General features: G+C 59.4%; 24 protein-coding genes. 12 read left to right on the top strand and 12 right to left on the bottom strand.

Going from position 1 to position 25,325, the window contains the following annotated elements:
* Positions 1-14 precede the first annotated feature (14 nt).
* Positions 15-683: a peptidylprolyl isomerase gene (locus tag AEAC466_RS40515; RefSeq protein WP_235074341.1), complete on the top strand. Its 669-nt coding sequence runs from the start codon at positions 15-17 to the stop codon at positions 681-683.
* A 69-nt stretch (positions 684-752) separates the two neighbouring features.
* Here AEAC466_RS40515 and AEAC466_RS40510 read toward each other — a convergent pair whose 3' ends face one another.
* Both AEAC466_RS40510 and AEAC466_RS40505 read right to left on the bottom strand, forming a co-directional pair.
* Complete coding sequence (locus tag AEAC466_RS40510; RefSeq protein ID WP_023459682.1) at positions 753-1,004, bottom strand: hypothetical protein; 252 nt, start codon at positions 1,002-1,004, stop codon at positions 753-755.
* Between the two features lie 74 nt (positions 1,005-1,078).
* On the bottom strand, positions 1,079-1,282 hold the full coding sequence (locus AEAC466_RS40505) for a cold-shock protein (RefSeq protein WP_023459681.1): 204 nt from the start codon (positions 1,280-1,282) through the stop codon (positions 1,079-1,081).
* 609 nt (positions 1,283-1,891) lie between these two features.
* Between AEAC466_RS40505 and typA the strand changes: the two genes are divergently transcribed.
* From typA to AEAC466_RS40490, 3 genes are all read left to right on the top strand, one after another.
* Positions 1,892-3,727 (top strand): translational GTPase TypA, encoded by a 1,836-nt coding sequence (typA, locus tag AEAC466_RS40500; protein ID WP_023459680.1) that lies wholly within the window; start codon positions 1,892-1,894, stop codon positions 3,725-3,727.
* Positions 3,728-3,871: 144 nt separating this feature from the next.
* Positions 3,872-4,270, top strand: a complete 399-nt coding sequence (locus AEAC466_RS40495) for a hypothetical protein (RefSeq protein ID WP_023459679.1) — start codon at positions 3,872-3,874, stop codon at positions 4,268-4,270.
* 32 nt (positions 4,271-4,302) lie between these two features.
* Positions 4,303-4,740: a hypothetical protein gene (locus tag AEAC466_RS40490; protein WP_023459678.1), complete on the top strand. Its 438-nt coding sequence runs from the start codon at positions 4,303-4,305 to the stop codon at positions 4,738-4,740.
* Here the strand turns inward: AEAC466_RS40490 and AEAC466_RS40485 are convergent.
* The gene (locus tag AEAC466_RS40485; protein WP_023459677.1) at positions 4,727-5,290 is read right to left on the bottom strand and encodes a hydrolase; all 564 of its coding nucleotides are present in this window, start codon (positions 5,288-5,290) and stop codon (positions 4,727-4,729) included. The genes AEAC466_RS40490 and AEAC466_RS40485 overlap by 14 nt on opposite strands.
* A 10-nt stretch (positions 5,291-5,300) precedes the next feature.
* On the bottom strand, positions 5,301-5,864 hold the full coding sequence (sodC, locus tag AEAC466_RS40480) for a superoxide dismutase[Cu-Zn] (RefSeq protein WP_023459676.1): 564 nt from the start codon (positions 5,862-5,864) through the stop codon (positions 5,301-5,303).
* A gap of 202 nt (positions 5,865-6,066) precedes the next feature.
* Here sodC and AEAC466_RS40475 point away from each other — a divergent pair, with 202 nt between their 5' ends.
* From AEAC466_RS40475 to AEAC466_RS40450, 6 genes are all read left to right on the top strand, one after another.
* Positions 6,067-6,657, top strand: a complete 591-nt coding sequence (locus tag AEAC466_RS40475) for a class I SAM-dependent methyltransferase (protein ID WP_023459675.1) — start codon at positions 6,067-6,069, stop codon at positions 6,655-6,657.
* 90 nt (positions 6,658-6,747) lie between these two features.
* On the top strand, positions 6,748-8,727 hold the full coding sequence (locus tag AEAC466_RS40470) for a DUF885 domain-containing protein (RefSeq protein WP_023459674.1): 1,980 nt from the start codon (positions 6,748-6,750) through the stop codon (positions 8,725-8,727).
* Positions 8,728-8,782: 55 nt separating this feature from the next.
* Positions 8,783-10,594 (top strand): DUF885 domain-containing protein, encoded by a 1,812-nt coding sequence (locus tag AEAC466_RS40465; protein ID WP_031239392.1) that lies wholly within the window; start codon positions 8,783-8,785, stop codon positions 10,592-10,594.
* A gap of 208 nt (positions 10,595-10,802) precedes the next feature.
* A complete protein-coding gene (recA, locus tag AEAC466_RS40460; RefSeq protein ID WP_023459672.1) occupies positions 10,803-11,888 on the top strand; it encodes a recombinase RecA in 1,086 nt (361 codons plus the stop codon).
* 193 nt (positions 11,889-12,081) lie between these two features.
* Positions 12,082-14,718, top strand: coding sequence for an alanine--tRNA ligase (gene alaS / locus AEAC466_RS40455; RefSeq protein WP_031239391.1), 2,637 nt, complete (start codon positions 12,082-12,084; stop codon positions 14,716-14,718).
* 59 nt (positions 14,719-14,777) lie between these two features.
* Positions 14,778-15,563 (top strand): glucose 1-dehydrogenase, encoded by a 786-nt coding sequence (locus tag AEAC466_RS40450; RefSeq protein ID WP_023459670.1) that lies wholly within the window; start codon positions 14,778-14,780, stop codon positions 15,561-15,563.
* A 2-nt stretch (positions 15,564-15,565) separates the two neighbouring features.
* On the opposite strand, the gene AEAC466_RS40445 is transcribed toward AEAC466_RS40450, so the two are convergent.
* The 8 genes from AEAC466_RS40445 to AEAC466_RS40410 form a co-directional block, all read right to left on the bottom strand.
* Positions 15,566-16,489: an AEC family transporter gene (locus tag AEAC466_RS40445; RefSeq protein WP_023459669.1), complete on the bottom strand. Its 924-nt coding sequence runs from the start codon at positions 16,487-16,489 to the stop codon at positions 15,566-15,568.
* A 130-nt stretch (positions 16,490-16,619) separates the two neighbouring features.
* On the bottom strand, positions 16,620-17,237 hold the full coding sequence (locus AEAC466_RS40440) for a DUF2939 domain-containing protein (RefSeq protein ID WP_162148973.1): 618 nt from the start codon (positions 17,235-17,237) through the stop codon (positions 16,620-16,622).
* 123 nt (positions 17,238-17,360) lie between these two features.
* Positions 17,361-18,455: an SGNH/GDSL hydrolase family protein gene (locus AEAC466_RS40435; protein WP_023459667.1), complete on the bottom strand. Its 1,095-nt coding sequence runs from the start codon at positions 18,453-18,455 to the stop codon at positions 17,361-17,363.
* A 58-nt stretch (positions 18,456-18,513) separates the two neighbouring features.
* Positions 18,514-19,581, bottom strand: a complete 1,068-nt coding sequence (locus tag AEAC466_RS40430; protein ID WP_023459666.1) for a zinc-binding metallopeptidase family protein — start codon at positions 19,579-19,581, stop codon at positions 18,514-18,516.
* A 101-nt stretch (positions 19,582-19,682) separates the two neighbouring features.
* On the bottom strand, positions 19,683-20,801 hold the full coding sequence (locus AEAC466_RS40425; protein ID WP_031239389.1) for an SGNH/GDSL hydrolase family protein: 1,119 nt from the start codon (positions 20,799-20,801) through the stop codon (positions 19,683-19,685).
* 68 nt (positions 20,802-20,869) lie between these two features.
* On the bottom strand, positions 20,870-22,084 hold the full coding sequence (locus AEAC466_RS40420) for an NADP-dependent isocitrate dehydrogenase (RefSeq protein ID WP_023459664.1): 1,215 nt from the start codon (positions 22,082-22,084) through the stop codon (positions 20,870-20,872).
* A 141-nt stretch (positions 22,085-22,225) separates the two neighbouring features.
* A complete protein-coding gene (locus AEAC466_RS40415; protein WP_023459663.1) occupies positions 22,226-22,552 on the bottom strand; it encodes an ArsR/SmtB family transcription factor in 327 nt (108 codons plus the stop codon).
* On the bottom strand, positions 22,549-23,013 hold the full coding sequence (locus AEAC466_RS40410; RefSeq protein ID WP_023459662.1) for an SRPBCC domain-containing protein: 465 nt from the start codon (positions 23,011-23,013) through the stop codon (positions 22,549-22,551). The genes AEAC466_RS40415 and AEAC466_RS40410 overlap by 4 nt, the downstream gene beginning before the upstream one ends.
* 128 nt (positions 23,014-23,141) lie before the next feature.
* Between AEAC466_RS40410 and AEAC466_RS40405 the strand changes: the two genes are divergently transcribed.
* On the top strand, positions 23,142-23,921 hold the full coding sequence (locus tag AEAC466_RS40405; protein WP_023459661.1) for an RNA methyltransferase: 780 nt from the start codon (positions 23,142-23,144) through the stop codon (positions 23,919-23,921).
* Positions 23,922-23,995: 74 nt separating this feature from the next.
* Positions 23,996-24,949 (top strand): CPBP family intramembrane glutamic endopeptidase, encoded by a 954-nt coding sequence (locus AEAC466_RS40400; RefSeq protein ID WP_023459660.1) that lies wholly within the window; start codon positions 23,996-23,998, stop codon positions 24,947-24,949.
* Positions 24,950-25,325 lie beyond the last annotated feature (376 nt).

Here is a 25,325-nt window from a genome sequence, read left to right as displayed (position 1 = left end):
CAAGGAGTTCAGGCGTGTCCGATACCTCACACAACAAACGCACCTTTATGGCGGCCGGTCTGGCCTTGACGGTCCTGCCGCTGGCGGTGACGGCCTGTTCCAAGCCCGCGCCGAAAAAGACCGAAGTCGTTGCACCGCCTCCACCCCCGCCGCCTCCACCGCCGGCCGATACGGTGACGGTCAGCCTGCAAACCACAAAGGGGGAAATCGTCCTCTTGCTCGAACAAAAGAAGGCGCCGATTACGGTCGCTAACTTCCTGCATTATGTCGATACGCACAAATTCGATGGCGCCACCTTCTGGCGCTCGCTGAAAGACGGCAATACCGGCTTCATCCAGGCCGGGGCATCGGGTCTGACCTATCCGCCGATCAAGCATGAATCGACCAAGGAAACCGGCCTTAGCCATACGGACGGTGTTATTTCCATGTCGCGGTTCGCCCCCAATACGGCGACCAATGAGTTCACCATCATGGTCGGCGACAATACCTATCTCGACGCAGGCCCCAAGGCATCGGACAAGGAAAAGCTGGGTTATGCCGCCTTTGGTCATGTCGTCAAAGGCATGGATGTGGTCAAGGAAATCTGGAAGGGCCGCATCGACAAGCACACCCGCGAAGGCGGCTGGGCCGGTCAGATGTTGGCCGAGCCCGTGATCATTACCAAGGCTCAGCGGGTCGGGTAGGGATAGCGGCTATCGCCCATCGATGCGGGATTTGCTCGACGCGGGATTTACTCACTGCGTCGCCGCAATCTAAGAGAGGCTTACCTCAGCCGCGCCGCCGCCAGAGAAGATTTGATGCATTTCGCGGCGCACCGTGTCGCGCGCCTCTGTCCGTGACAGGAATATGCCCCAAAACCGCATATTGCGGAAGACTTCCCAGCTGTCGCCGCGCGGCGCGATCGAAAACCGCACAGGCACGTTTGCATTCGCCAGGTCCGGTTCGCCGTAGGTCGGCCACAGGTCATCCCAGCGTGAGGCGGCGTGCAGGGTTATACGGGGCATTCGGTTCCTTTTTGAAGAGTCATGAAGACGCCCGGCGTCGTAACGCCGGGCGTCTGTCGCAATATTGTTCGATATCAGATTGTTTTGAGATCGACCGCGGAGTCGCGGCCGCGCTCATTGGCAACCTGGAAGGACAGCTTGTCGCCTTCGTTCAGGCCGCGCATTCCGGCCTTTTCGAGGGCGGTGGCATGAACGAAGACATCAGCGCCGCCCTCATCCGGCTGAATAAAGCCGAAGCCCTTGCTGGCGTTGAACCATTTAACTGTACCGTTGGCCATGGTGGCCTCCTTGCGCACATTCGTGCAGTAACGTCGCGCAAAATTGCACGCCGAGTCCGAAAGTAGCGATGCTTGGAAGAGGCCGGTTAAGGCGAGCAGACAAGTCAGGGTCTGATTTCGAATAAATACAATATCCCATCAATGATAAAGTGCTGCAAGGTAAATGTGTAATTGATGGCAATTTACTTATTAGGTGCAAATTCAATTGCGAATATGTATGTTTTAAATAGGTTATTGTGCAATAATACTTTGATTTGGCGCCCGCGAACGGCCAGGCGTCCGTGCACACCCCAAGCGGACACTGAAGATCAATTCTGGGTCTGCTGGACCTGTAGATTCAGGACCTGGAGGGGCCGAGCAGGCATTTTTAGTGATAAGTGCCCTGCGGCCATAATGCCGGCGTGTTTCGCATACGCAAAAATAATCCACCGCCCGCTATGGCCTTTTGAGCGGGATTCGGTTATAGAGCGCGCAAATCCAGACTATCAAACCCTTCCCCGGCCTCTCTCCAAGCGCCTTCTGATCGAAGTGCACCGCACTTTTCGGACCAGAAACGCGGCCCAGAATGAGAGGCTTTTGCGCGTTTTGCACCGTGTTAAAAGGCCCTATATGAACCTGCGTAATATCGCCATTATCGCCCACGTCGACCATGGTAAGACCACTCTCGTCGACCAACTGCTCGCCCAGTCCGGCGTCTTCCGCGCCAACGAGGCGACGGTTGAGCGCGCCATGGATTCGAACGACCAGGAACGCGAGCGCGGCATCACCATTCTCGCCAAGTGTACCTCCGTGCTCTGGCACGGCAAGGCCGGCGAAACCCGTATCAACATCATCGACACGCCGGGCCACGCCGACTTCGGCGGTGAGGTCGAGCGTATCCTCGGCATGGTCGATGGCTGCGTCATCCTGATCGATGCCGAAGAAGGCGTCATGCCGCAAACCAAGTTCGTGCTCGGCAAGGCGCTGAAGCTGGGCCTGCGTCCGATCCTGTGCATCAACAAGGTCGACCGTCCGCACGCCGATCCCGACCGCGTCCACAACGAAGCCTTTGACCTGTTCGCCGCCATGGGCGCGACGGACGAACAACTGGACTTCCCGCACATCTACGCATCGGGCAAGAACGGTTGGGCGACGCTGGACATGAACCAGCCGAACGACACCCTGGCGCCGCTGTTCGACCTCATCGTCGATCACGTGCCGGCGCCGAAGGTCGTCGACAACAAGGACAAGCCGTTCCAGATGCTGGCCGTCCTGATCGAATCCGATCCGTTCCTTGGCCGCCTGCTGACCGGTCGCATCGAGTCCGGCAAGGCTGTCCCCGGCCTGGCCATCAAGGGCCTGGACCGCGACGGCAAGGAAATCGAGCGCGGTCGTATCACCAAGGTGCTTGCCTTCCGCGGCCTGAAGCGCCAGCCGGTTGACGAAGGCGCCGAAGCCGGTGACATCTGCGCGATCGCCGGCCTGTCCAAGGCGACGGTTGCCGATACGCTGTGCGACATGTCGCTGGTTGAGGCCTTGCCGGCGCAACCGATCGATCCGCCGACCATCTCCATGACCGTTTCGGTCAATGACAGTCCGCTGGCCGGCCGTGAAGGCACGAAGGTGCAGTCGCGTATCATCCGCGAACGCCTGCTGAAGGAAGCGGAATCGAACGTCGCGATCCGCGTCACCGAAACCGATGAGAAGGATGCCTTCGAAGTCGCCGGCCGTGGCGAACTGCAACTGGGCGTGCTGATCGAAAACATGCGCCGCGAAGGTTTCGAAGTCGCAATTTCGCGTCCGCGCGTCGTCTTCAAGACCGACCCGGAAACCGGCGAAAAGATGGAGCCGATTGAAGACGTCATGATCGACGTCGACGAAGAGTTCACCGGTGTGGTCATCGAAAAGCTGTCGGCCCGCAAGGCCGAGCTGAAGGACATGGGCCCGTCGGGCGCCGGCAAGACGCGTATCACGCTGAAGTCGCCGTCACGTTCGCTGATCGGTTATCAAGGCGAGTTCCTGACGGATACCCGTGGCTCCGGCGTGCTGAACCGCGTGTTCTCGCACTACGAAAGCTACAAGGGCGTCATCGACCAGAACCGCAAGGGCGTGCTGGTGTCCAATGGTGACGGCGAAACCTCCGCCTTCGCTCTTTGGAAGCTGGAAGAACGCGGCACCATGTTTGTGGGCGGCAACGAAAAGACCTATATGGGCATGATCATCGGTGAGAATTCGCGTCTCGACGATCTCGATGTCAACCCGATGAAGACCAAGCAATTGACCAACATCCGCGCCTCGGGCACCGACGAAGCCATTCGTTTGACGCCGCCGCGCCGGCCGACGCTGGAGCAGGCCATCGCCTATATCGAAGACGATGAACTGGTCGAAGTGACGCCGAAGTCGATCCGTCTGCGCAAGAAGGAACTGAACCCGTCGTTCCGCAAGAAGCGCGTTAAGGCCGACTAATCGATCTTGAAAACGGCCCCGGAAACGGGGCCGTTTTTTTATGCCTCAGCATAGCACGACACCTTTTTTGTTTTCTTTTTGTTCCGCTCTTGACTTTTATCCACAGTGAGAACAAATTAAGAACATCTCATGAGGATGTTCCAAATGCTGGATATGAAAGCCTGGTCCTGCCCGCCGCAAGTAAAAGATCTGCCGCGCGACACCAAGATCGAAATGACCTGCCGAAGCTGCAAGCGCCAATGGGGCGAAAGCGTGCAAAACCTTGTCGAGGCGCACCGATTGGGCGTCGAATTCATCGACCTGCTGGAATGGAAGTATCGTTGCACTGACCCTACCTGTGGCGGCATGGTCCATGTGGCGGTAAATGGCGAAACGCCCGTAGCGCCCCAGGTGCAGCCGCGCGCCACCATGCTGGGGCGGGTACGCGCAGTGGAACGCATGGCCTATCCGGTTAAGGCCGTGGTCAAGTCGCGTATACCCGCGCCTGTGGCCGTTCCGGCGGGCCGTAGCCAGCTCGACTTGCCGCTTTTACTTCCGCATTGAGTCTTTAGGGGGCATGTTTTTAAGCTGGCTGTATGAAAGCCCCCATTCTTAAGCCTGATGCCCGCCGCCCAAACAAACCCCGCCCAAACAAACCCCGACGGTCCGCCGCCCGATGGCGGCTGGTCGCAGCCGTGATATTCACCGCTGTTCCGGGCATTGCCTTACCGACATTTGTCCACCATCTGTACGCCGTCCGACCGACCGTTACCGACGTGCGTGCAGGCTTCGTTAATCCGCATTTTCACCACGGGGTCGCCTATTACTTCGCCCATACGGACGAAACGCTGATACGCGCCCTATCGTTTTGGCTGCTCGCCGGCGTGCTCCTGCTTATGTTCGCCGCCGGTCAGATGATGCGTCGCCGTTTGATACAGTGGCTTAAGCCACCGGCACCAGAGGCTGTTCTGGAAAATTCAACCGAAGTACCGCCCGAATCGTCATCTGAATCGTCGCCAGCTAGCCCAGCTTAAGATTGGCAGACGTCGTCACCCGGGCTATGCGCGGGAACACATATTTGAACGACAGGGTTTGAGCGTCTTCCGATACAGTTGTGCAAGCGTCTTCGACGATGACCAGCTCGTAGCCGCGCTCCCAGGCATCACGCGCCGTTGATTCCACGCCATAATTGGTGGCAATGCCCGCCAATACCACGGTGTCTATGCCCCGCCGCCGCAAGTGCAGATCAAGCGGCGTACCGTAAAAGGCGCCCCAATTGCGCTTATGGATGATGATGTCGCCGTCCGCATACAGCCCATCCGCGAAATCGCTGTAGTCTTTTGGGGCGCCCCCATCCGGGCGCGGCGCAGGGGAATCCACGGGCTGGCGCAGGGCGTCGGCCCAATCGGCAGCGAAGCCGACATGAACCAGCACAACGGTCGCACCTGCCTGACGAAAGCGGTCCGCCAATCCCTTGGCGACGGTGACGACCTGTTCCCCGGAATAAGGCCGCCGGTCGCCGCCTATAATGCCCTTTTGCAGGTCAATCAGCACTAGGGCGGTGGTGTTGGCGTTTAACTGCATATCGGTTGCCTTACTGGATCACCGCGCAGGCAACGCGAACGCCAGCACCGCCGATTGGCTGGGTGGTATAGTCGTCGGGCAGGGCATGGATGACCACGGATGATCCGTCGGCGTCCATCAAGGCGGGGCGTGAATCACCGCCTTTGGCCGTAACGAGGGTGGAATACAGTTCGGCGGTCGCCACCCCGTCCGCCCCGGCATAGATATTGGTCAGATCGCCCGCGTCGTTGCCGTCCTTGTTAAGTAGGCCGTGAGTCACGGGCGTGGCGCTGTGAACATGGCCGCCCGCCGAAGCGAACTTGTCGTCGCTGCAAGAGCCTTTTTCGTGAAAGTGAACGGCATGCCATCCCGGAGTCAGGCCCTTGGCCTCCACTCGCAGGATGATGCCGTTGGGGGCGGGTTTGATGGTTATGGTGCCTCGGTCAGAGCCGTCGGGCCCCGCGAGCTTTCCGCTGAGTGTATCCGAGGCAGCAACTGGCGCAGGTTTTGCGGTGTCCTGAGCCAGAGCCGGATAGGATAGGGCGGGGATGGCGGCGGCCGAAACCAGGGTAAAGGCGAGGGCGATAGCGCGCATGACGGGCTCTTTCTTTCCGGAAAATGACAATTGAGAATCATTCGTAAACACAAATAATGGCGCCTAAGCGGCTGAATTATAAAGAACCGATAAAATTTCCATCGGCTGGTAAGCGCGGCCGTCCGTCATTTTCTTTGACTATGCCCGTCACTATTATAGGCTCTGCGCCGGCGGATCGCCCAATCGGCATCCCGGGGGCATTATGGGCGCGACAGAATTTATTGACACCGTCATTTCGCGCATCGCATCTGCCTTGAACGGCCGCGCAAAACGCAGCGAAGACATACAGGCCCTGCCGGATCGCCGATTGCTGCGGGATGTGTATCTGCCCGCTTTTGGCCGGGACGGTGGCCGCATCCTGTGGGTGGGGTGCCGCCGCTATACGTCAGGCTACTATAAGATCATGGAAAGTCAGGGCGCCGAGGTATGGACGACCGAGCTCGAGCCGCGCCTGAAACGGTGGGGGCGCCACAACCGTCATCGGACGGGTGACATCTGCCTGGCCGATAAGCTGTTCGCAGACATGCGTTTCGACGCGGTGATCTGTAATGGCGTGCTGGGCTATGGCGTGGATTCGGATGCGCAGCAGGTCCAGGCGCTGGAAGCCATGGCGCGCATCATAAAACCGGGCGGCCGTTTGCTGGTCGGGTGGAACACGGACAAGATCGCCGACCCCATAGCCGCCGGCTTTACGGCGCCCTGGTTCGCGCCGGAACCCTTTGCCGGTCGGGCGGCGCGCGTAACCTTCGCCGATGTCACCCATGTCTATGATACCTTCGTTCGTCTTGGGTAAGATTACAAACAATTCAACGGTCCCCCCGTTGCAGGCGTGACGCGTTCGTCCTAGGCTCCGCCTTCACAAAAACGATAAAGTAGGTTGGTGATGATCGATCGTCGATTTCTGGTTGGCGCGTTAGGGGCTTTGCTCGGCCTAAGCGCGACAGATGCTTTGGCCGCCAGGAAGAAAAAGGTGGCAGCGAAATCATCCGGTAAAAAGTCCACCAAGGCGACAAAAAAAGGCAAGGCCACCAGCAAGAAGGGCCGCAAGGGCAAGCCAGAGCCAAAAAGGGCGCCGCCAAAGCCTGTAGAACCGGCACCGCCGCCTGCGCCGGATGTAACGCCGCCTGAACTTGCCGCGGCTCTCAAATCCGCGTTCGATGCCATATTGCGCGACATGTTGATGGCATCGCCGGCCCTGGCCACCTCGGCAGGGCTGGATACGGGCGAATACGCGGTGTTGAAATCGCGTCTCGACGATCGTTCCGATGCGGCCAAGTCCGCTAACATCACGCGTTTGAAACGGTCGGTAGATCGCCTCAATGCCATAAACCGCAACGACTTGGCCGCCGTGGATCGCGTCAATTACGATACTGTCCTATGGGACATGACCAATCAGCTGGCCCTGGCGCGCAATTTCAGTTTCGGTGACAATGGCCTGTTCAGCGGCGGGTTTCCCAACCCTTATGTCATCAGCCAGTTATCCGGCGCATGGCAATTTATTCCCGATTTCCTCGACAGCCAGCACACGATAGAAAAGGCGGCGGACGCCCAGGCCTATCTGGCGCGCCTGTCGGCCTTTGCCGTCGCGCTCGATCAGGAAACCGTGCGCGTCAAGGCGGATTTCGCGCGCGGCGTCGTACCGCCCGATTTCATCCTGACCAAGACCATTAAGGCGTTGACCGCGCTGCGTGATACGGATCCCGCGGCATCAGGCCTGATTAATTCCCTTGTTACCCGCACGGCGGCCAAGGCAATCGCCGGCGATTGGCAGGCCCAGGCCACGGCGATTGTCACGGGGCCGCTGAAAGACGCGCTCGGCCGCCAGATAGACGCCTTGACCGCGCAGCAGGCCGTGGCGCGTCATGACGCCGGTGTGCTGAATCTGAGCAATGGCGACGCCTATTATGCCCAGTGCGTGAAGCTGAATACGTCCAGCGGCCTCACGCCTAAGGACATCCATCGCCTGGGCCTGCAAAAGGTGACGGAGATCACCGCTGAGCTGGAAAGCCGCTTCCGGACCATGGGGCGGACGCAAGGCACCGTCGCCGATCGCATGAAGGCGATGTATAAAGACCCGCAATACCTCTACAGCAATGACGATGCCGGTAAGGCGAAGCTTCTCGACGATCTGAACGCTCGGGTGAGAGCGGTTCAGGCCCGGTTGCCGCAATGGTTTGGCGTGTTGCCGCGCACCCAGGTTCAGATCAAGCGGGTGCCGGTGTCCATCGAAGCCGGGGCACCCGGCGGATATTACAGCCCCGGCTCGATCGATGGATCGCGGCCCGGCATGTACTACATCAATCTGCGCGATATTTCCGAGCTGCCGAGCTGGACCCTGCCGACCCTGACCTATCACGAGTCCATTCCGGGTCATCACCTCCAGGGCACGATCCAGCAGGAAACCCAAGGATTGCCGATGTTGCGCAAGCTGTCTAGCTTCAACGCCTATGTCGAAGGCTGGGCGCTCTATGCCGAACAACTGGCCGGCGAAATGGGACTGTACGACAGCGATCCGGCGGGCCGCATCGGCTATCTGCATGATGCGCTCTTCCGGGCGGTGCGCTTGGTGGTCGACACGGGTATGCACGACATGGGCTGGAGCCGCGAGCAGGCCATCACCTACATGGTCGACACGGCTGGCAAGGCGCCAGGCGAGGCCGCCGCCGAAATCGAGCGATATTGCGTTTGGCCCGGTCAGGCCCTGGGCTACATGGTGGGCAAGCTCGAATGGCTTAAGCTGCGTGATGCCGCCCGCGCAAAGCCCGGTTTCGATATCAAGCGCTTCCACGACATCGGCCTGTTATGCGGGGCCGTGCCGCTGGACGTCCTGGACGATGTTTATAAGGCCGCTGGCCTGATTTGAATGTGACCTATACCTGCGCGTTCGGACATGCCGGCGCGTAAGAGGAGAGACTATGATGATGAACCGCCGGAACATGCTCGCAGGCGCCACGGCGCTGACCGCCATTGCCGCCACCTCGGCCTGCTCGACCAAGCCGAAGACCGACTTGCCAGCCAAGCTCAATGCCACGTTTCAGTCGATGTACGACGAAACGGTGGCCAATTCACCGATGCTGGCCACGTCGCTCGGGCTCGACAAGGGCAAGCTGGCGGGGCTTAAATCCAAGCTTGATCCTGCGACCCCGGAAGAGCGCGCCCGTCTGACGGCCTATTACGAAAAATCGGCTGCGGCGTTGAAGGCCATCGACCGCACCAAGCTTACCGGCATGGACCGGATCAATTATGACGCCGTCCTGTGGGATACCGAAACGACGCTGGAAGGCTACAAGTCCAGCAAGTTCGGTGATGGCGGCACCTATTGGGGGCCCTATCCAATCACGCAATTGACCGGTCAGTACCAGTATGTTCCGGACTTCCTCGACAGCCAGCACAGCATCGAAACCAAGGACGACGCCGACGCATACCTGTCGCGTCTCAGTCAGTACGCGACGGTGCTGGACCAGGAAACCACCCGCTTCAACGACAGCATCGCTGCGGGCATTGTGCCGCCGGACTTTGCCCTGCAAAAGGCGATCCGCCAGATGCAGAGCCAGGCCGGCGCCAAGGCCGATGTGTCGCCGCTGGTGCAATCACTGGCGCGCCGGACCAAGGAAAAAGGCATAGCCGGCGACTGGACCGCGACGGCGACCAAGACCTATCAGGACGCGGTCGTTCCGGCCCTGTCGCGTCAGATCGAGGCCCTAAAAGCGGCGCTGCCCAAGGCAACCCATGATGCCGGGGTTTGGCACGTGCCGAACGGCGACGCGCGCTATGCCTTTGGGGTCAAGGCCAATACCTCCACCAATATGACGCCGGATGAAATCCACCAGATCGGCCTGGACAAGGTCAAGGAGATCGACGCCGAACTGGAAAAGATTATGCAGGCCCACGGCATGACCAAGGGGACGACGGGTGAGCGCATGGCGGCCATGACCAAGGACCCGCAATTCATCTATCCCAATACCGATGCGGGCAAGGACAAGCTCCTAGCCGATCTCAACAAACAGATCGATGTCGTTTTCGCCAAGCTGCCGCAATATTTCGGCGTCCTGCCGAAGTCGAAGGTCACTGTCAAACGCGTGCCCAAGGCCACGGAACTCGGTGCGCCCGGCGGGTATTACCAGGGGGCCTCGCTCGACGGATCTCGCCCCGGCGCCTATTACATCAATCTGCGTGACACGGCCGAAGTGCCGTCATGGACCTTGCCGACGCTCACCTATCATGAGGCGATCCCGGGCCACCACATGCAAATTTCGATTCAGCAGGAAAACAAGAACCTGCCTGAACTGCGCAAGATTTCGGGCTTCAACGCCTATATCGAAGGCTGGGCGCTCTATGCCGAACAACTGGCCGGCACCGATATGGACATGTATGCCAATGACCCGTTCGGCCACATCGGCTATCTGCATGACGCCATGTTCCGCGCCTGCCGGCTGGTCGTCGATACGGGTATGCACCACAAGAAATGGTCGCGTGAACAGGCCATGGATTTCATGAAGACCTATACGGGCGATCTCAACGAGACCGAGATCGAACGCTATGCCGTATGGCCGGGCCAGGCGCTGGGCTATATGGTCGGCAAGATCCAGTGGTTGAAATTGCGCGAGGCGGCCAAAACGAAGGCGGCAGCCAGTTTCGACATCAAAAAATTCCACGATACCGGCCTGTTGTGCGGCGCCGTACCGCTGGCGGTTCTGGAACAGGTCTATCAGGACGCCGGCCTGATTTGAGGCGAGCACCGAGGTATGCATGCTTGCCGCCACCGGCTGCGGCGGCGGGCAGCATACCTGTAGCCCTCTGAATCTATTATCGTTTCAAAATTGTTCTCATGGCGCGAAGAGAACATATTGCGAACGTGGAACAAATGGGGTACAAGAAATTCTCACGACGAAAGAAACAAACCCCAGCCGGGGAATCGTGACATAGAAGGGTTTGGTTATGTCATCTCAAGCGGTGTTGAAATTGGTAGGTAAAAACGAAGGTGAAAAGCAGCGCGCTCTGGAAGCGGCGCTGGCGCAGATAGATCGTGCGTTCGGCAAGGGCTCGGTCATGAAGCTCGGCGCGAACGGCAAGGTCCAGGAGATCGAATCGATTTCCACGGGCTCGCTCGGTCTCGACATGGCGCTCGGTATCGGTGGTTTGCCCAAGGGCCGCGTCATTGAAATCTACGGTCCGGAATCGTCAGGCAAGACGACCCTGGCCCTGCACACGGTTGCGGAAATCCAGAAGCAGGGGGGTACGGCGGCCTTTGTCGACGCCGAACACGCGCTTGATCCCACCTATGCGCAGAAGCTGGGCGTTAATCTGGACGATCTTTTGGTATCGCAGCCCGATAACGGTGAACAGGCCCTCGAAATTACCGATACCTTGGTTCGCTCCGGCGCTGTCGATATCGTCGTCATCGACTCTGTCGCGGCTCTGACGCCCCGTGCCGAAATCGAAGGTGATATGGGCGATAGCCTGCCGGGTCTTCAGGCGCGTCTGATGTCGCAGGCTTTGCGCAAGCTGACCGGCTCGATCTCCAAGTCCAAGTGCATCGTTATCTTCATCAACCAGATTCGCATGAAGATCGGGGTCATGTACGGCTCCCCTGAAACGACGACGGGCGGCAATGCCCTGAAATTCTACGCTTCGGTCCGTCTCGATATCCGCCGCACCGGCGCTATCAAGGTGCGCGATGAAAACATCGGCAACAGCGTCAAGGTCAAGGTGGTCAAGAACAAGATCGCGCCGCCTTTCCGTGAAGTTGAATTCGATATCCTGTTTGGTCAAGGCATTTCCAAGATTGGCGAAATCATTGATCTCGGCGTCAAGGCCGGCATCGTTGAAAAGTCGGGGTCCTGGTATTCTTACAATTCGACCCGCATCGGTCAGGGACGTGACAATGCTCGTGATTTCCTTAAGGCCAATCCCGACATGGCCAAGGAAATCGAGAACGGCATCCGCAAGAAGTCCGACACCTTGTCGGAAGAATTGCTGGGCGTACCGGAACCGGATGCCAACGAAGGCGATGAGTCGCTGTAGGATTTGATGGCGCGGTCCAAACCCATGCTGCCGCACCACTGGTGAAGAAGACGCTCTGAGAAGGGCGTCTTTTTTGCCATGTGTGCCTGGTATTCGCCAAAAAGATAGCCTTAGCCGCGCAAAGGTCTTTGCGCTCGCGAATAAGCCCCTCTATATACAAGCCCTTATTTCTTACCCCGAACCGAAGCAGACCATGCCGTCCTTAAACCAGATACGTCAGACCTTCCTCGATTACTTTGCCCGCCAGGGTCACGAGGTCGTCTCGTCCTCGTCGCTCGTGCCGCATAACGATCCGACCCTGATGTTCACCAATGCGGGTATGGTCCAGTTCAAAAACGTATTCACCGGTGCGGAAACGCGGCCCTATAACCGCGCGACGACATCGCAAAAATGCGTCCGCGCCGGCGGCAAGCATAACGACCTGGATAATGTCGGCTATACTGCGCGCCACCATACGTTCTTCGAAATGCTCGGCAACTTTTCGTTCGGCAACTATTTCAAGGCCGAAGCGATCGAGTTTGCCTGGAAGCTGATCACCGAAGACTACGGTATCGACAAGAATCGCCTGATGGCGACGGTCTATATTGACGACGATGAAGCCTTTGACCTGTGGAAGAAGATCGCTGGCCTGCCGGAATCGAAGATCGCCCGTATTGCCGGATCGGATAATTTCTGGTCGATGGGCGACACCGGTCCCTGCGGTCCGTGTACGGAAATCTTCTACGACCACGGCGATCACATCTGGGGCGGACCTCCGGGTACACCGGAAGAAGACGGCGACCGTTTCGTCGAAATCTGGAACCTCGTCTTCATGCAATTCGACCAGCAGGCCGATGGCGCCCGCGTCGCCCTGCCGAAGCCGTCGATCGATACTGGCATGGGCCTGGAACGCGTCGCCGCCGTGCTTCAGGGTGTGCACAACAACTACGATATCGACCTGTTCAAGACATTGATCGCAGCGTCGGAAGAGGCCACCGGCGTCAAGGCCGAAGGCGACACTCTGCCGTCTCACCGGGTGATCGCCGATCACCTGCGGTCGTCGTCCTTCCTGATCGCCGATGGGGTCACGCCGTCGAATGAAGGGCGGGGCTATGTCCTGCGCCGCATCATGCGCCGCGCCATGCGCCACGCCTATCTGCTGGGGGCGCAAGAGCCGCTTCTGCACCGCCTGGCGCCGACCCTGGTCGCCGAAATGGGCGGCCATTACGGCGAACTGAAGCGGGCGGAAGCCTCCATCATCGACACTCTGCGCCAAGAGGAAGAACGTTTCCGCCGTACGCTCGGTCGCGGCATGACCCTGCTCGACGACGCGACGCGCGATCTGAAGGACGGCGATGTCATGAGCGGCGAAACCGCCTTCAAGCTCTACGACACCTACGGCTTCCCGCTCGACCTGACCCAGGACGCCATTCGCGCCAAGGGGCTAAGCGTCGATCTGAACGCCTTCGAAGATGCGATGGAAAAGCAGAAGGAAATGGGCCGCAAGAATTGGGCCGGTTCGGGTGAAAAGGCCCAGGCCGCCGAATGGTTCAGCCTGAAAGACAAGGCCGGCGCCTCCGAATTCGTCGGCTACGACACGCTGTCCACCCAAGCCCCCGTTCAGTTGCTGGTGCTTGACGGCGAAAGCGTCACTGAGGCTCTGTCCGGCGATACTGTTGAAGTCGTTGTTGGTAAGACTCCCTTCTATCCGGAAGGCGGCGGTCAGGCCGGCGATACGGGGGAAATCGTGTGGCAGACCGGCAAGGGACGGGTGCTCGACACCTACCGCCAGGCGGGCGACCTGATCGTGCACCGTGTGGAAATCACCGAAGGCACTCTCAAGACCGGCCAAGCCGTTGACCTGAAGGTTGACGCTGCAAAACGTCAAACAACCCGGTCCAATCACTCGGCCGCCCACCTGGTCCACGCTGCCCTTAAGCATGTGCTTGGGCCCCATGTTGCGCAAAAAGGTCAGCTTGTCGATGCCGACCGCATGCGCTTCGATTTCAGCCACGGTGCGCCGCTGAGCGACGACGAATTGGCGCGTATCGAAGCCGAGGTCAATGCCGTCATTCTGCAAAACCAGGCGGCCGCCACAAAGTTGATGTCGCCGGAAGACGCTATTGCCGCCGGTGCGGTGGCCTTGTTCGGCGAAAAATATGGCGAAGAAGTGCGTGTCCTGGCCCTGGGCCATGCCTTGAACGGCGAAGGCGACTATTCGGTCGAACTCTGCGGCGGCACCCATGTCGGACGCACGGGCGATATCGCCCTGTTCAAGATTATATCCGAAACCGGCGTTGCCGCGGGCATCCGCCGTATCGAGGCACTGACCGGCGAGGCGGCGCGTCAATATCTGCTCGGCCAGGCAGGCGTCGCCACGGCGTTGGCCGATCAGTTCAAGGTGCCGGTCAATCAGGTCGAGGCGCGCGTCGAAGCCCTGATCGCCGAGCGCAAGCGTCTGGAACGCGAACTGTCCGAAGCCAAGCGTGCCCTGGCCGTCGGCGGTGGCGGCGCGGCCTCGGGGCCACTGGAAATCAACGGCACCAAGGTCATAGCCCGGGTGCTCGACGGGGTTGGCGGTAAGGACCTGCGTCCTTTGGCCGAAGACTTCAAGAAATCGATTGGCAGCGGCATCGTCGCTCTGGTGGGTAAGCTCGATGGCAAGGCGGCTGTTACAGTGGCAGTGACGCCGGACCTGACCGGTAAATATAACGCGGCGGAATTGGCCAAGGCGGCGGTCATCGCCATGGGCGGCCAGGGCGCGGGCGGTAAGGCCGACTTCGCCCAGGGCGGCGCGCCGGACGACAGCCAGGCTGACGCCGGTATAGAAGCGGTCAAGGCGTTGATTTAAAGCCTGCATCGCCGTCAGGAAGATGATACCCTGCCTGGGAACAGGCAGGGTATTTTCATATGAACAGATTGGCGGGCAAGGTGACCCTGGTGACGGGGGCAGCCAGCGGTATCGGTGCCGCCATTGCGGAAGCCTTCGCCGCCGAGGGCGCGGTCGTCGTCATCAGCGATGTCAATGGCGAAAAAGGCGCGGCAACCGCTGAGCGGCTGGGGCAAAGTGTCTTCTTCCTGCGCCACGATGTGACGCGTGAGGCGGAATGGGAGGCGGTGATGTCGGCCATTGTGGCGCATCATGGCGGGCTGGATGTTCTGGTCAATAATGCCGGGGTTATGGGCACGGAAGGTGGTCAGCTCCACAATCCGGAGCAGACGACGCTCGACGAATGGCGCCGCGTGATGACAATCAATCTCGATAGTGTGTTCCTGGGGTGCAAGCATGCGATCCGCACCATGCGGCTTACCGGGCGTAAAGGCTCCATTATCAACATGTCGAGTCGATCCGGCCTGGTCGGCGTGCCGCATACGGCCGCCTATGCCGCCAGCAAGGCCGCTATCCGCAACCACAGCAAATCCGTAGCCTTGTACTGCGCCGAACAAAATCTTGGCATTCGCTGCAATTCGCTCTATCCGGCCTCGATCCGCACGCAAATGTGGGACGCGATGATCGACGATGGTGACGACGAAAAAGCCCTGCTGGCGGGCATGCCGCTGCACCGTTTCGGGCGTCCGGAAGAGGTGGCCGCCGTCGCTATTCTCCTGGCATCGGACGAAGCCACCTATATTACCGGATCTGAATTCAACATCGATGGCGGCATATTGGCGGGTACGGCGACTTCGCCCAAATAGGTTCAGCCGTGGGTGAGCACGAGCGCCAGAGCGGACAGGGTGAACAGGCTGATCAGGGTGGATTGGGCCACTGTCTTGGCGGCACCATGAAACCACAGGCCGTACATCTTGGTCTGGATAAAGACGCTGACGGCGGTCGGCGTGGCGCTTAAAAAGACGCAAACCTTGAAGGTCATTGGATCTGCCTTTAGCCCCCACAGAACAAGGGCCACACAGGCAGGGGCCAGCAAAATTTTGCCGGCGATGGCGATAATGCTCGTGGCGTCGGGCCGCACCAGATCGGCCGCCGGCATCAGGGCCAGCATCCCGCCGAGTGTGACCAGGGCGACGGGAGGTCCAGACTTACCGAGGATATCAAGAGCGCCTTCAACGGCTGGCGGAAAGTGCAGGCCGGTCAGCATAAGGAGGACGCCGACCAAGGCGCCGATCACAGTTGGATTGCGTCCCGTATGGAGCAGGGCATCCCTGAACGTCTTCCCCGAAGCCTTGGCCAGTCCGGCGCAACCTAAGCTGAACAGGATCAGAAAGTCTACCGCGACAACCAGCGCGCCGGTGTGGGCGACGTCCGGTCCGAACAGATTGATGGTGATGGGAATGCCCAAAAAGGCGGAATTGTTGATGAAGGCGGCCATGCCTGCGGCGATCGACTCATCCGCGCGCCCCTTGAACACGCGGGTGAGGGCGATGACGATGGCGGCGGTGGCAATCATGGCGCCGGCATAGGCCGCGAGCGTGCCGGCCAGCGCCGGGGAAAAGTGGGGTAATCGCGCGAAACTGACCATGAGCCAGCACGGAAATGCCAGCCAGTAAAAATAGGCCGACAGGCCATCCAGTCCGTGCGCCGTCAATCGCTTGAAACGGACCAGCAAGACGCCTAATGCGATAAAGCCGAAAAAGATGATGACGCGGCCCAGCGTATCTAACATTAAGGCGCTTTCCGAACGTGTGACGCGCTTTCGGGCTAACGGCGCGTGAAAACAAAAACCGAGCGTGTGCTCTTCGACCTCAGGTCAGATCGAATACCCGCTATGGCCTTACGACCTGTCGCCTTCGGGTTCAAGCCGCAGGCTTGTCTTTCATGGCTTCGCTTTCGACGGTAGGCAGGCCTATGTGGACCAGCTGCCAATGGGTCAGTCCATGGCGTTCGAAGGTGAACGTCGTCGTGCCGTGCATCTCGTCCGTCACGGTCAGTCGGGCGCGTTCCAGGCTGAAGAAGGCTGTCTTGGGCGAAGGCGGTTTACCGTCATACCGCGTTGGTTCGAAACGGTTCGCGTCCTTGGCGACCCCGTAGGTAAGGCCGAGTATGGCCTTGGGCGTCAGGTAGGTATTGACGTCTATGACCGGCTTGGGCGGCGCCTTGGGATTGGGGTTGGTCAGGTCGTTGAATAGATTGCCGACGGAATCGGCGACGGACTTGAACGCGTTGCCGGTCGCGCCGACGGGATCGTTAAGCGCCGAAGGGGCCGGCGCCGCCAGGCCTTTGTCGCCGGCATCGAGTTGCGCCTTCAGGCTGACGCGGACCGTGTTGAAATCGATCAGCTTGGCTAGGGCATCGATGTCCTGGCTCTCGCATGAGGATCGCACATCATAAAAGGAAATGATCGGCGCAGCATAAAACAGGCCCGCAGCCCCGGCGACGATCAAAACCAGTATTAAGCTCAGAACTCTCGACACAGTCCACGCACCCCTCGAAACCAGTGTTAACCATGATTAACACGCCAAATCGGGATTGTCGCCCCTGTCACCGCGCTAAAACGCCGACTGTGTCACATGCGCCGCGTAACCACGACGTCTGGTCTATTTTCCTTGCCAGACCTGAGGATGGGCTTCGAAATATTTGATATAAAAATCGGCCACGCGCGCGTCGGCCCGGGTGGACGGATGGCCATTGCAACCGATGGCGTCGAGTTCGGGGAGGCTGACCCGGTCAATTTTCGTGTCGCCGGCGGCCTTCAATGCAGCGAAGACGTCGTCCGTGCCGCCGATATAGCCTTCCTGGCGTTCTTGCGGCGTGGCCAGGACGATCCAGGCATCTGGATTTCGGGCCCGGACCTTCTTGACGAAGGCGGTGTAGGTTTTCACGTAATCGGCACGCAGATTGGCGGCGTTTTGCCACGGTTCATCGGGCCGAACGTCGGTGGAAAAATCATTGCCGCCGATGCCGATCACGACAACCTGGGGGTGCCAGTCGAGTTGGCGGACCGGGGTTGGGTCGTCGAAAATGGCCCGCTCGTACAACATCGGCATCCGGTATTTCGGGTGTTCGCGGCCATCATAGTTGCGCACCATGCCCAGGCCGGAAAAGGCGTTGATCTGGTAATCGGCATTGAAGTGTTTGGCGGTGACAGGACCGAAGCCTTGCTGAGCGTCCGTAGTTTCAAAAATCTGCTCAGTCGTACACTGGGAAAAGGCCGAGGTATTGCCGTAGCCGACCGTTAGAGAGTCGCCGATGAATTCGATCTGGCGGGGCCGGGGACGGCTGGGACTTGCCGAGGGTTGGGCCATGAAGCCCTGAAACTGACCGGTGGCATACTGTGTTTCGGATCGTTTTTCGACACGAACCGTGTGCGGGCCGCGGCCGGTTGCCTGGATGGTTATGGTTGTGTGACCAGGCCGGTCGAGGACCATCAGGGGCTTTTCGCCGATCAGCACGTTAAACATGTTGGCGTCGTCGTTGAAAAGCAGATTGACATAGGGGCTGTCGAACCGCGCTTCGAAATAGACACCTGGCCATTGGTAGCTATACCCCATCTTTTCCTTGCGCACCCGCCCGCCGACGTGAACAGGCAGGAAGCTGATGGGTGCAGCGCTGATGCTGTCGACAACCTTATCGGCGGCCCAGGCGGGCGTGGCCAGCAGCACTGCTGCCGTCAGGACGATGGATTTGAACATGATGGGGCTCCCTGCCGCGTTTGCGCGATCTAAGGCCGCGTGGCGGTAAAAGACAAGGCTATATTTGCCGTGTCACAAGGCCATGGACATAGGCAAGCTTCTGCGTGATCACGGGCGTCAGGATGAAGGGGTAGAGGTCGCGTTCACCCATGCTGTGGTGGATGCTGTTGAGGGCGACACTGAGCGGAATCCACACTTCGGATATACGCGCGAAATCCAGGACTGAATACGGATCGAAGCTGGCATGAGCGGCCATGATGTCATGCGCACTGGGGGCCAGCGCGATGCCGAACATATGGGCGGTTTCCAGCGAATCGACGATATGCAGTACGTGCGCGAAACATTCGGCGAAGTCTTCCCACGGATGGGTGGTGGCGTAATAGCTGATATAGCGGTCACCCCAGCCACGAGGCGGGCCTGCCTGATAGTGATGGTCGAGCGCCTGTTGGTAGTCGACGCTTTCATCACCGAAGATCGCGCGGAAGCTGTCGATCTTGCCCGCGTCGCGGACCAGCTTGTTCCAGATGAAATGGCCGGTTTCGTGGCGGAAATGCCCGAGCAGCGTGCGATAGGGCTCGTTCATCATGGCGCGTTGCTGTTCGCGGGTCGGGTCGTCGGCCTCGGCCGTGCGAATGACGATATGACCTTCGTCATGGCCGATCAGGACCGGATTGCATGTGCCGTCGGGCAGGATCTCATCGTCCTTCAGATCGAACAGCAGGCCGCCTTCAGGGTCTTCTTTCCGGCTAGGCCGGGGCAGATCCCAGCGCAGGAAGGAGTAGAACAGGTGACGCTGGGCGTCGGAAATGGCGCGCCAGCGACGCAGGCCGTCCTCGGTATTGGCGTTGGGCACCAGCCCGTTGTAACGGCAGGCCTGGCAGAATTCTTCCGGGCTGTCATCGCGAACCAGCCAGTTGCAAATGTCTTGGGCGGCGTTGGGACAAAAGCGGTAAACGAATTGCTGCTGATCGACGCGGCGCCACTTGTCCGGCTGCTTGGCGTCGGGTTGAACCGCCATCAGGCTGATATCTTCGCAAACGAAGCCCAGCCGGAAGCCGCAGTTGATACAGGACCGGTTCTCGAAATAGACCGGATTGCCGCAATTGTCGCAGCGGAAAAGTCGCATTTTTGCCCCATCGTCAATCAGAATTAGGCGCGGACCTTAGCCCGCGCGCCGATAAGAAATCGATGCGGTGGCGACGACATAAGATGCGACTGCCGATACGTTCAGGGGTGTGGCCAGAGATCGGCGTGTCCCTCAATATAACCGATCAGGCTATCGGCCACGCTGCGATCGTCTGCCACGTCCGGGTGCCAGTCGCAGCCGCCGAACCCCAGGCCGTTCATCGGTATAAAATCGATGCGGCTTTCTCCCGCAGCCTTGAGCAGGGCCACAACCTTTTTGACTTCGGACTGGATTTCGCCATTGGCCTGGTCCGTCGCCATCAAGATGAAGTAGGCGCCCGGATTAGCTGCGCGCAGGTCCTGGACAAACTCGACATAGGTTTTTTCGTAGTCGGCGTGCAATTCTTCGCGCGTTGTCCAGATTTCACCGCCATGCAGGGGCGTGGTGAAGTCGTTTGTGCCCAATCCGATGACGATGATCTGGGGCTTCCAGTCATCTTTGGTGGCCGAAGCCGACACGCTGGCGGACGGGCCGGTGAGGTTGATCGCGTTGAGATAGGCCTGTGGCAGGTGCAATCCGCTGGCGCCGTTATAGTTGCGCACAACGCCGCGCCCGCTTATGGCATTGATACGATATTCCGCCTTGAAATGCTTGGCGGTCAACGGGCCAAAGGCGAGTTGCGTATTGGTGGTGGCCCAGACCTGTTCGCCGGGGCAAGTCCGCGACGTCGACATATTGCCGTAGCCGACCGTGTAGGAATCACCGATGAATTCGATCTGGCGTTGGGATGCTTCCGGTGCGGGGAGGACGTCGGCGGGGTCGGAAACGAAGAAGCCGGTAAATTGCGCTGCCGTCGAAGCGGATTCGGTCAGCTTCTCGACACGGATGGTGTGGTCGCCAGGCTTGAGCGGTCCAAGCTGTATGTCGCCTTCACCGGGACGGTTGGCTGTGTCGATTTGGCGTCCGTCGACATAGATGGCCAGCTTATTGACCGAATCGTTGAGGCGCATGTGAACCTCGGTCCCTTTGAACCGGGCCTCGAAATAGGTGCCGGGCCATTGATGGGTGTAGCCCAACGCCGGATCGTCGCCGACCGGCACGACGCGGCCACCTATATGCAAAGGCAGCACCGTTCCAGCGGGTACGCCAGCGTGGGCAGCCGGCGAAAGCGCGCTGCCGGCCAGCATCACACCCATTAAAAAAGCCGTTCCCAGACGCATCGGTCATCCCCCTAAAGTTCCAACCTCGCATCCGAAAACGGCTTATTATGACAAGAACGTCTGTTGGCTTATGCCGCCAGCGCCTTGTTGAGGTTCTCGCTGATCTTGTCGAGGAAACCTTCAGTCGTCAACCAACCTTGTGTCGGACCGACCAGCAGAGCCAGGTCCTTGGTCATGAAGCCGGCTTCGACCGTGTCGACGCAGACCTTTTCCAGGGTTTCGGCAAAGCGGTTCAGCTCGGCATTGTCATCCAGCTTGGCGCGGTGCTTGAGGCCTTGCGTCCAGGCAAAGATCGACGCCATGGAGTTGGTCGACGTGGCTTCGCCCTTCTGGTGCTGGCGGTAGTGGCGGGTAACGGTGCCGTGGGCTGCCTCGGCTTCCATGATCTTGCCGTCGGGGGTGACCAGTGCGGAGGTCATCAGGCCGAGCGAGCCATAGCCCTGGGCGACGGTATCCGATTGGACGTCGCCGTCATAGTTCTTACAGGCCCAGACGAAACCGCCGGACCATTTCAGCGCCGAAGCGACCATGTCGTCGATCAGGCGGTGTTCGTAGGTCAGGCCCAGTTCCTTGTACTTCGCTGCATATTCCGCCTCGAAGATTTCCTGGAAGATATCCTTGAAGCGGCCGTCATAGGCTTTCAGGATAGTGTTCTTGGTCGACAGGTAGACCGGATAATGGCGAGCGATGCCGTATTCGAACGACGCCCGGGCGAAATCGCGGATCGACTCGTCGAGGTTATACATACCCATGGCGACGCCGGCACCGGGGAACTGGAACACTTCGTATTCCTGCACCTTGCCGTCTTCGCCTTCGAACTTCATGGTCAGCTTGCCGGGGCCGGGGACCAGGAAGTCGGTGGCCTTATACTGATCGCCGAACGCATGGCGACCGACGACGATCGGTTGGGTCCAGCCCGGAACCAGGCGCGGGACGTTCTTGCAGATGATCGGTTCGCGGAACACGACACCGCCCAGAATATTGCGGATGGTGCCGTTAGGCGACTTCCACATCTTCTTCAGGCCGAATTCCTTCACGCGGGCCTCGTCCGGGGTGATGGTGGCGCACTTGACGCCGACGCCGCACGCCTTGATGGCTTCGGCCGCATCCACCGTGACCTTGTCGTCGGTGGCGTCACGGTGTTCCATGCCGAGGTCGAAATATTGCAGGTTGATATCGAGATAAGGATAAATCAGCTTGTCCTTGATCAACTGCCAGATGATCCGGGTCATTTCATCGCCGTCGATATCGACGATCGGGTTCGCTACTTTAATCTTCGCCATGAAGGGCTTCCTCTGTCGGAATCTGAGCTTATGGAGGAAGGCGCACAGGGCCAGACCTCGAAGCTAACGGCGCCTGCTATAGCGGAAAAGGTGGCGGGCGCAAATAGCACAAATTCACCGATCAGGCGTAAGTCGCTCCTCTCAAAACGTATGGTCATCATCCAGTATCTCGCCCAAGCGGTCCAGATGCTGTTCCCAGCGCGACCTACGGGCCTTCAGCCAGCCCTCAAGGATGTCAAAACCGCTCCGCGTCAGGGCGCATGTGCGCACGCGCCCTGTCTTTTGCGTCACGACCAGTTCGGCGGCCTCGAGTATGGCCAGATGCTGCCCCACAGCGGTGAGGCTCATGTCATAGGGCGCCGCCAGGGCAGATACGGACAGGGCGTGATCGGTCAAGCGTTCGACCATGTCACGGCGTGTCGAATCGGCCAGCGCCTGAAAGACACGGGCCGCTGTCGGTTCGGTCAAATTGTCTCTCCCAGGCGGTCGAGCAGGTGACGCCATCCATCCTGGCGCATCTGAGGTCCGTCGGCATTCTCGAAGAAGGCGCCCTGGTGCGTGCAGGTCAGGCGCGTGCCGTCGCCGGCGGCTTCGAATTCGAAACTGACCAGCGAGCCGGAAAACGGCGTACCGTTCATCATCATGTTCGAGCCCATGACGATCCGCCGGTCGGCGACAATATCGAGGTAAAGCGCCTGGCTCGACAAAACCGCCCCCGGAAAAGGCGTATTGTCACCCATAATGGAGCGAAGATGTTCCTGCCCGCCTATGCGGAAATCGCTTTCGAACATCGCGCCGGGTTGCGGATGACCCGGTGCGAACCAGCGGGCCTTGGTGGCCGGATCGGCGAAGGCGGCAAAGACCTTTGCGACCGCGTGAGGATAGGTCTTCTCAATAACGAAGGTGTGGTGAACAATCGGCGATGTCATGTGGGCTGTCTTTCTAACAGTGAAGTTGTGGCTTCACTATTGCTCCGAGTGATGAAATAGTCAAGTTAAAACTTGATCATTGTCGCGGCCCTTTTCACCGCCGCGGCAGTTCTCTATAAGCCGCTGCCATGACTGACACCTCTCACCTTCCCTGCATTATTCTTGATCGCCCCCAGATGGCGGAAAACATCGGCGCCGTGGCCCGCGTCATGGGCAATTTTGGACTGACCGAATTGCGCCTGGTCGCGCCGCGCGATGGTTGGCCGCAGGAAAAGGCCTGGACCATGGCGGCCGGCGCGCACTGGCCACTGGATGATGCCAAGATGTACGATACCGTGGAAGCCGCGACCGCCGACCTGCATACGGTTTACGCCACGACGGCGCGCAACCGTGAAATCGTCCTGCCCGTCATTACGCCACGCGACTGCGCCGACGACGCCATGACGCGGATGCAGTCGGGCCTCAAAACGGGCCTTCTATTCGGCGCCGAACGGGCGGGGCTGGAAACCCAGGACCTCGTCCATGCCCATTATATCGTCACCATCCCGGTCGATCCGCGCTTCCAGTCGCTGAACCTGGCGCAGGCGGTGAACATCGTCGCCTATGAATGGCGGTTGCAGGTGATGGCGGCGCCTAAGGCGGATTTTACCCGCAATCAGGACCCGCCGGCCGAGATGAAGCATCTGGTCGGGCTGTACGAGCATCTCGAAGCGGAATTGGACACATCAGGTTTCTTCTTTCCGGAAGCCAAGCGTCCGTCGATGATCCGCAATCTGCGCGCACCGCTTAACCGCGCCGCCTTGACCGAGCAGGAGGTCCGCACCTGGCGCGGCGTGGTGACGGCCTTGACGAAGGGCAGGGGGCGCGTTCTGGCGCGCCTGGCGAAAGAAAAAGGCGAGGACGAATAGGCGTGGGCGCGCTTTTAATTGTCTGTTAGGTCTCTGTATGAAAACGTCCGCCGTCGTTAACAGAGGGGGCTCCCATGGCCGGATTTGAACTCTATGCGCCGCGCAAGGCGAGCCATCGCCGGACATGGACCTGGGCGATAATCGTTCTGACGGTTATCATGACCTTCGCCAGCCAGATTGCGGCGCTTTTGCCCTATATCATCAAGACGGCCATGGCGGTTCAGGCCAACCCGGCCCTTGGCAAAGGAGTGCCGCCGCCCGAAATCGATCCGCTGGCGCTTTTCTTCATGACCGCGCCTGTGATTGGCATGATCCTGCTATGGGTATGGCTCTTTGAACGGCGCGGTCCGGCAACCATCGGCTTCAACGGTAAGGCCTTCCTGCGCGTGGCGCGGGGTTACCTGATCGGCGCGGGCTTTCTCGCCTTTGTCGTCTGTAGTCTGTGGGCGTTGGGTGTTTACGAGGTCGAAAAGCCGGGTGTCCTTATGGCGCCAAGCCTGGCGGGCCTGATGCCAATACTGGGCTATGCCGTTGCATTCCTGATACAGGGATCGTCCGAGGAAACCGCCATGCGCGGCTGGCTGATGGGCACGGTCTCGTCACGGCTAGGGATCATATGGGCCGTTATCATAAACTCGATCGTCTTTGGCGCTATGCACCTGCTCAACGTCAAGCCGTCGCCGGAGATGTTCGCCGGCTGCGCCAATGTCGCTCTCTTCGGCATCTTCATCAGCCTGTATGCAGTGAAGGAGCGCTCCATCTGGGGCGTCTGCGGGTGGCATGGTGCGTGGAACTGGCTGCTGGGTGTAGGCTTCGGGCTGGAAGTCAGTGGTATTAATCTCAAAGTGGCGCCCTTGGTTGTCGATCTGAAGGACGCCCCGAATGCGGCATGGTGGTTGTCTGGCGGCAAGTGGGGGCCGGAAGCCAGCATCCTGACGACGGCTGTCCTGGCGGCGGGGATTGCATGGCTGATCTGGAAGGGCGCATTGAAGCAAATGGACGGCCAGCCTGTCGAAAAGGCGTCATGAAGCCCTATGTGGGGATAAACGCCGTTATATGAAAAGGGGCGTTGACTCTCACAGGGCGGCCCCTTAGAAGCCGCTCTCCCGACGCGGAACACGCCGACGGCGACGACGGAAAGCTTAAGGGTCTTAAGCGGACTGACGTCCCGGACAGCGAATTTCGAACAGGGATCAGTTACTTTTACGATGAAAATCGCCGTAAGGCGGGTGTCGTCAATAAGCTAACCGATAACCCGGTTGTCTTTATTTATTTTTGATAAATAGGTTGACTGGTTGAATTAAGCGGTTATATACGCCGCTCCGCTGTTTGGGCCTTATGGTTTTGGTGGCGGTTGTGTTTAAGAAAAACTTTTTTAAAAAGAATTGCTTGACACAGAAAATT

This window comes from Asticcacaulis sp. AC466 (genome assembly GCF_000495815.1).
Taxonomy (GTDB): Bacteria; Pseudomonadota; Alphaproteobacteria; order Caulobacterales; family Caulobacteraceae; genus Asticcacaulis.
Note: the sequence above shows the minus strand (reverse complement) of the source record. Positions and strands in the feature narration are given on the sequence as shown.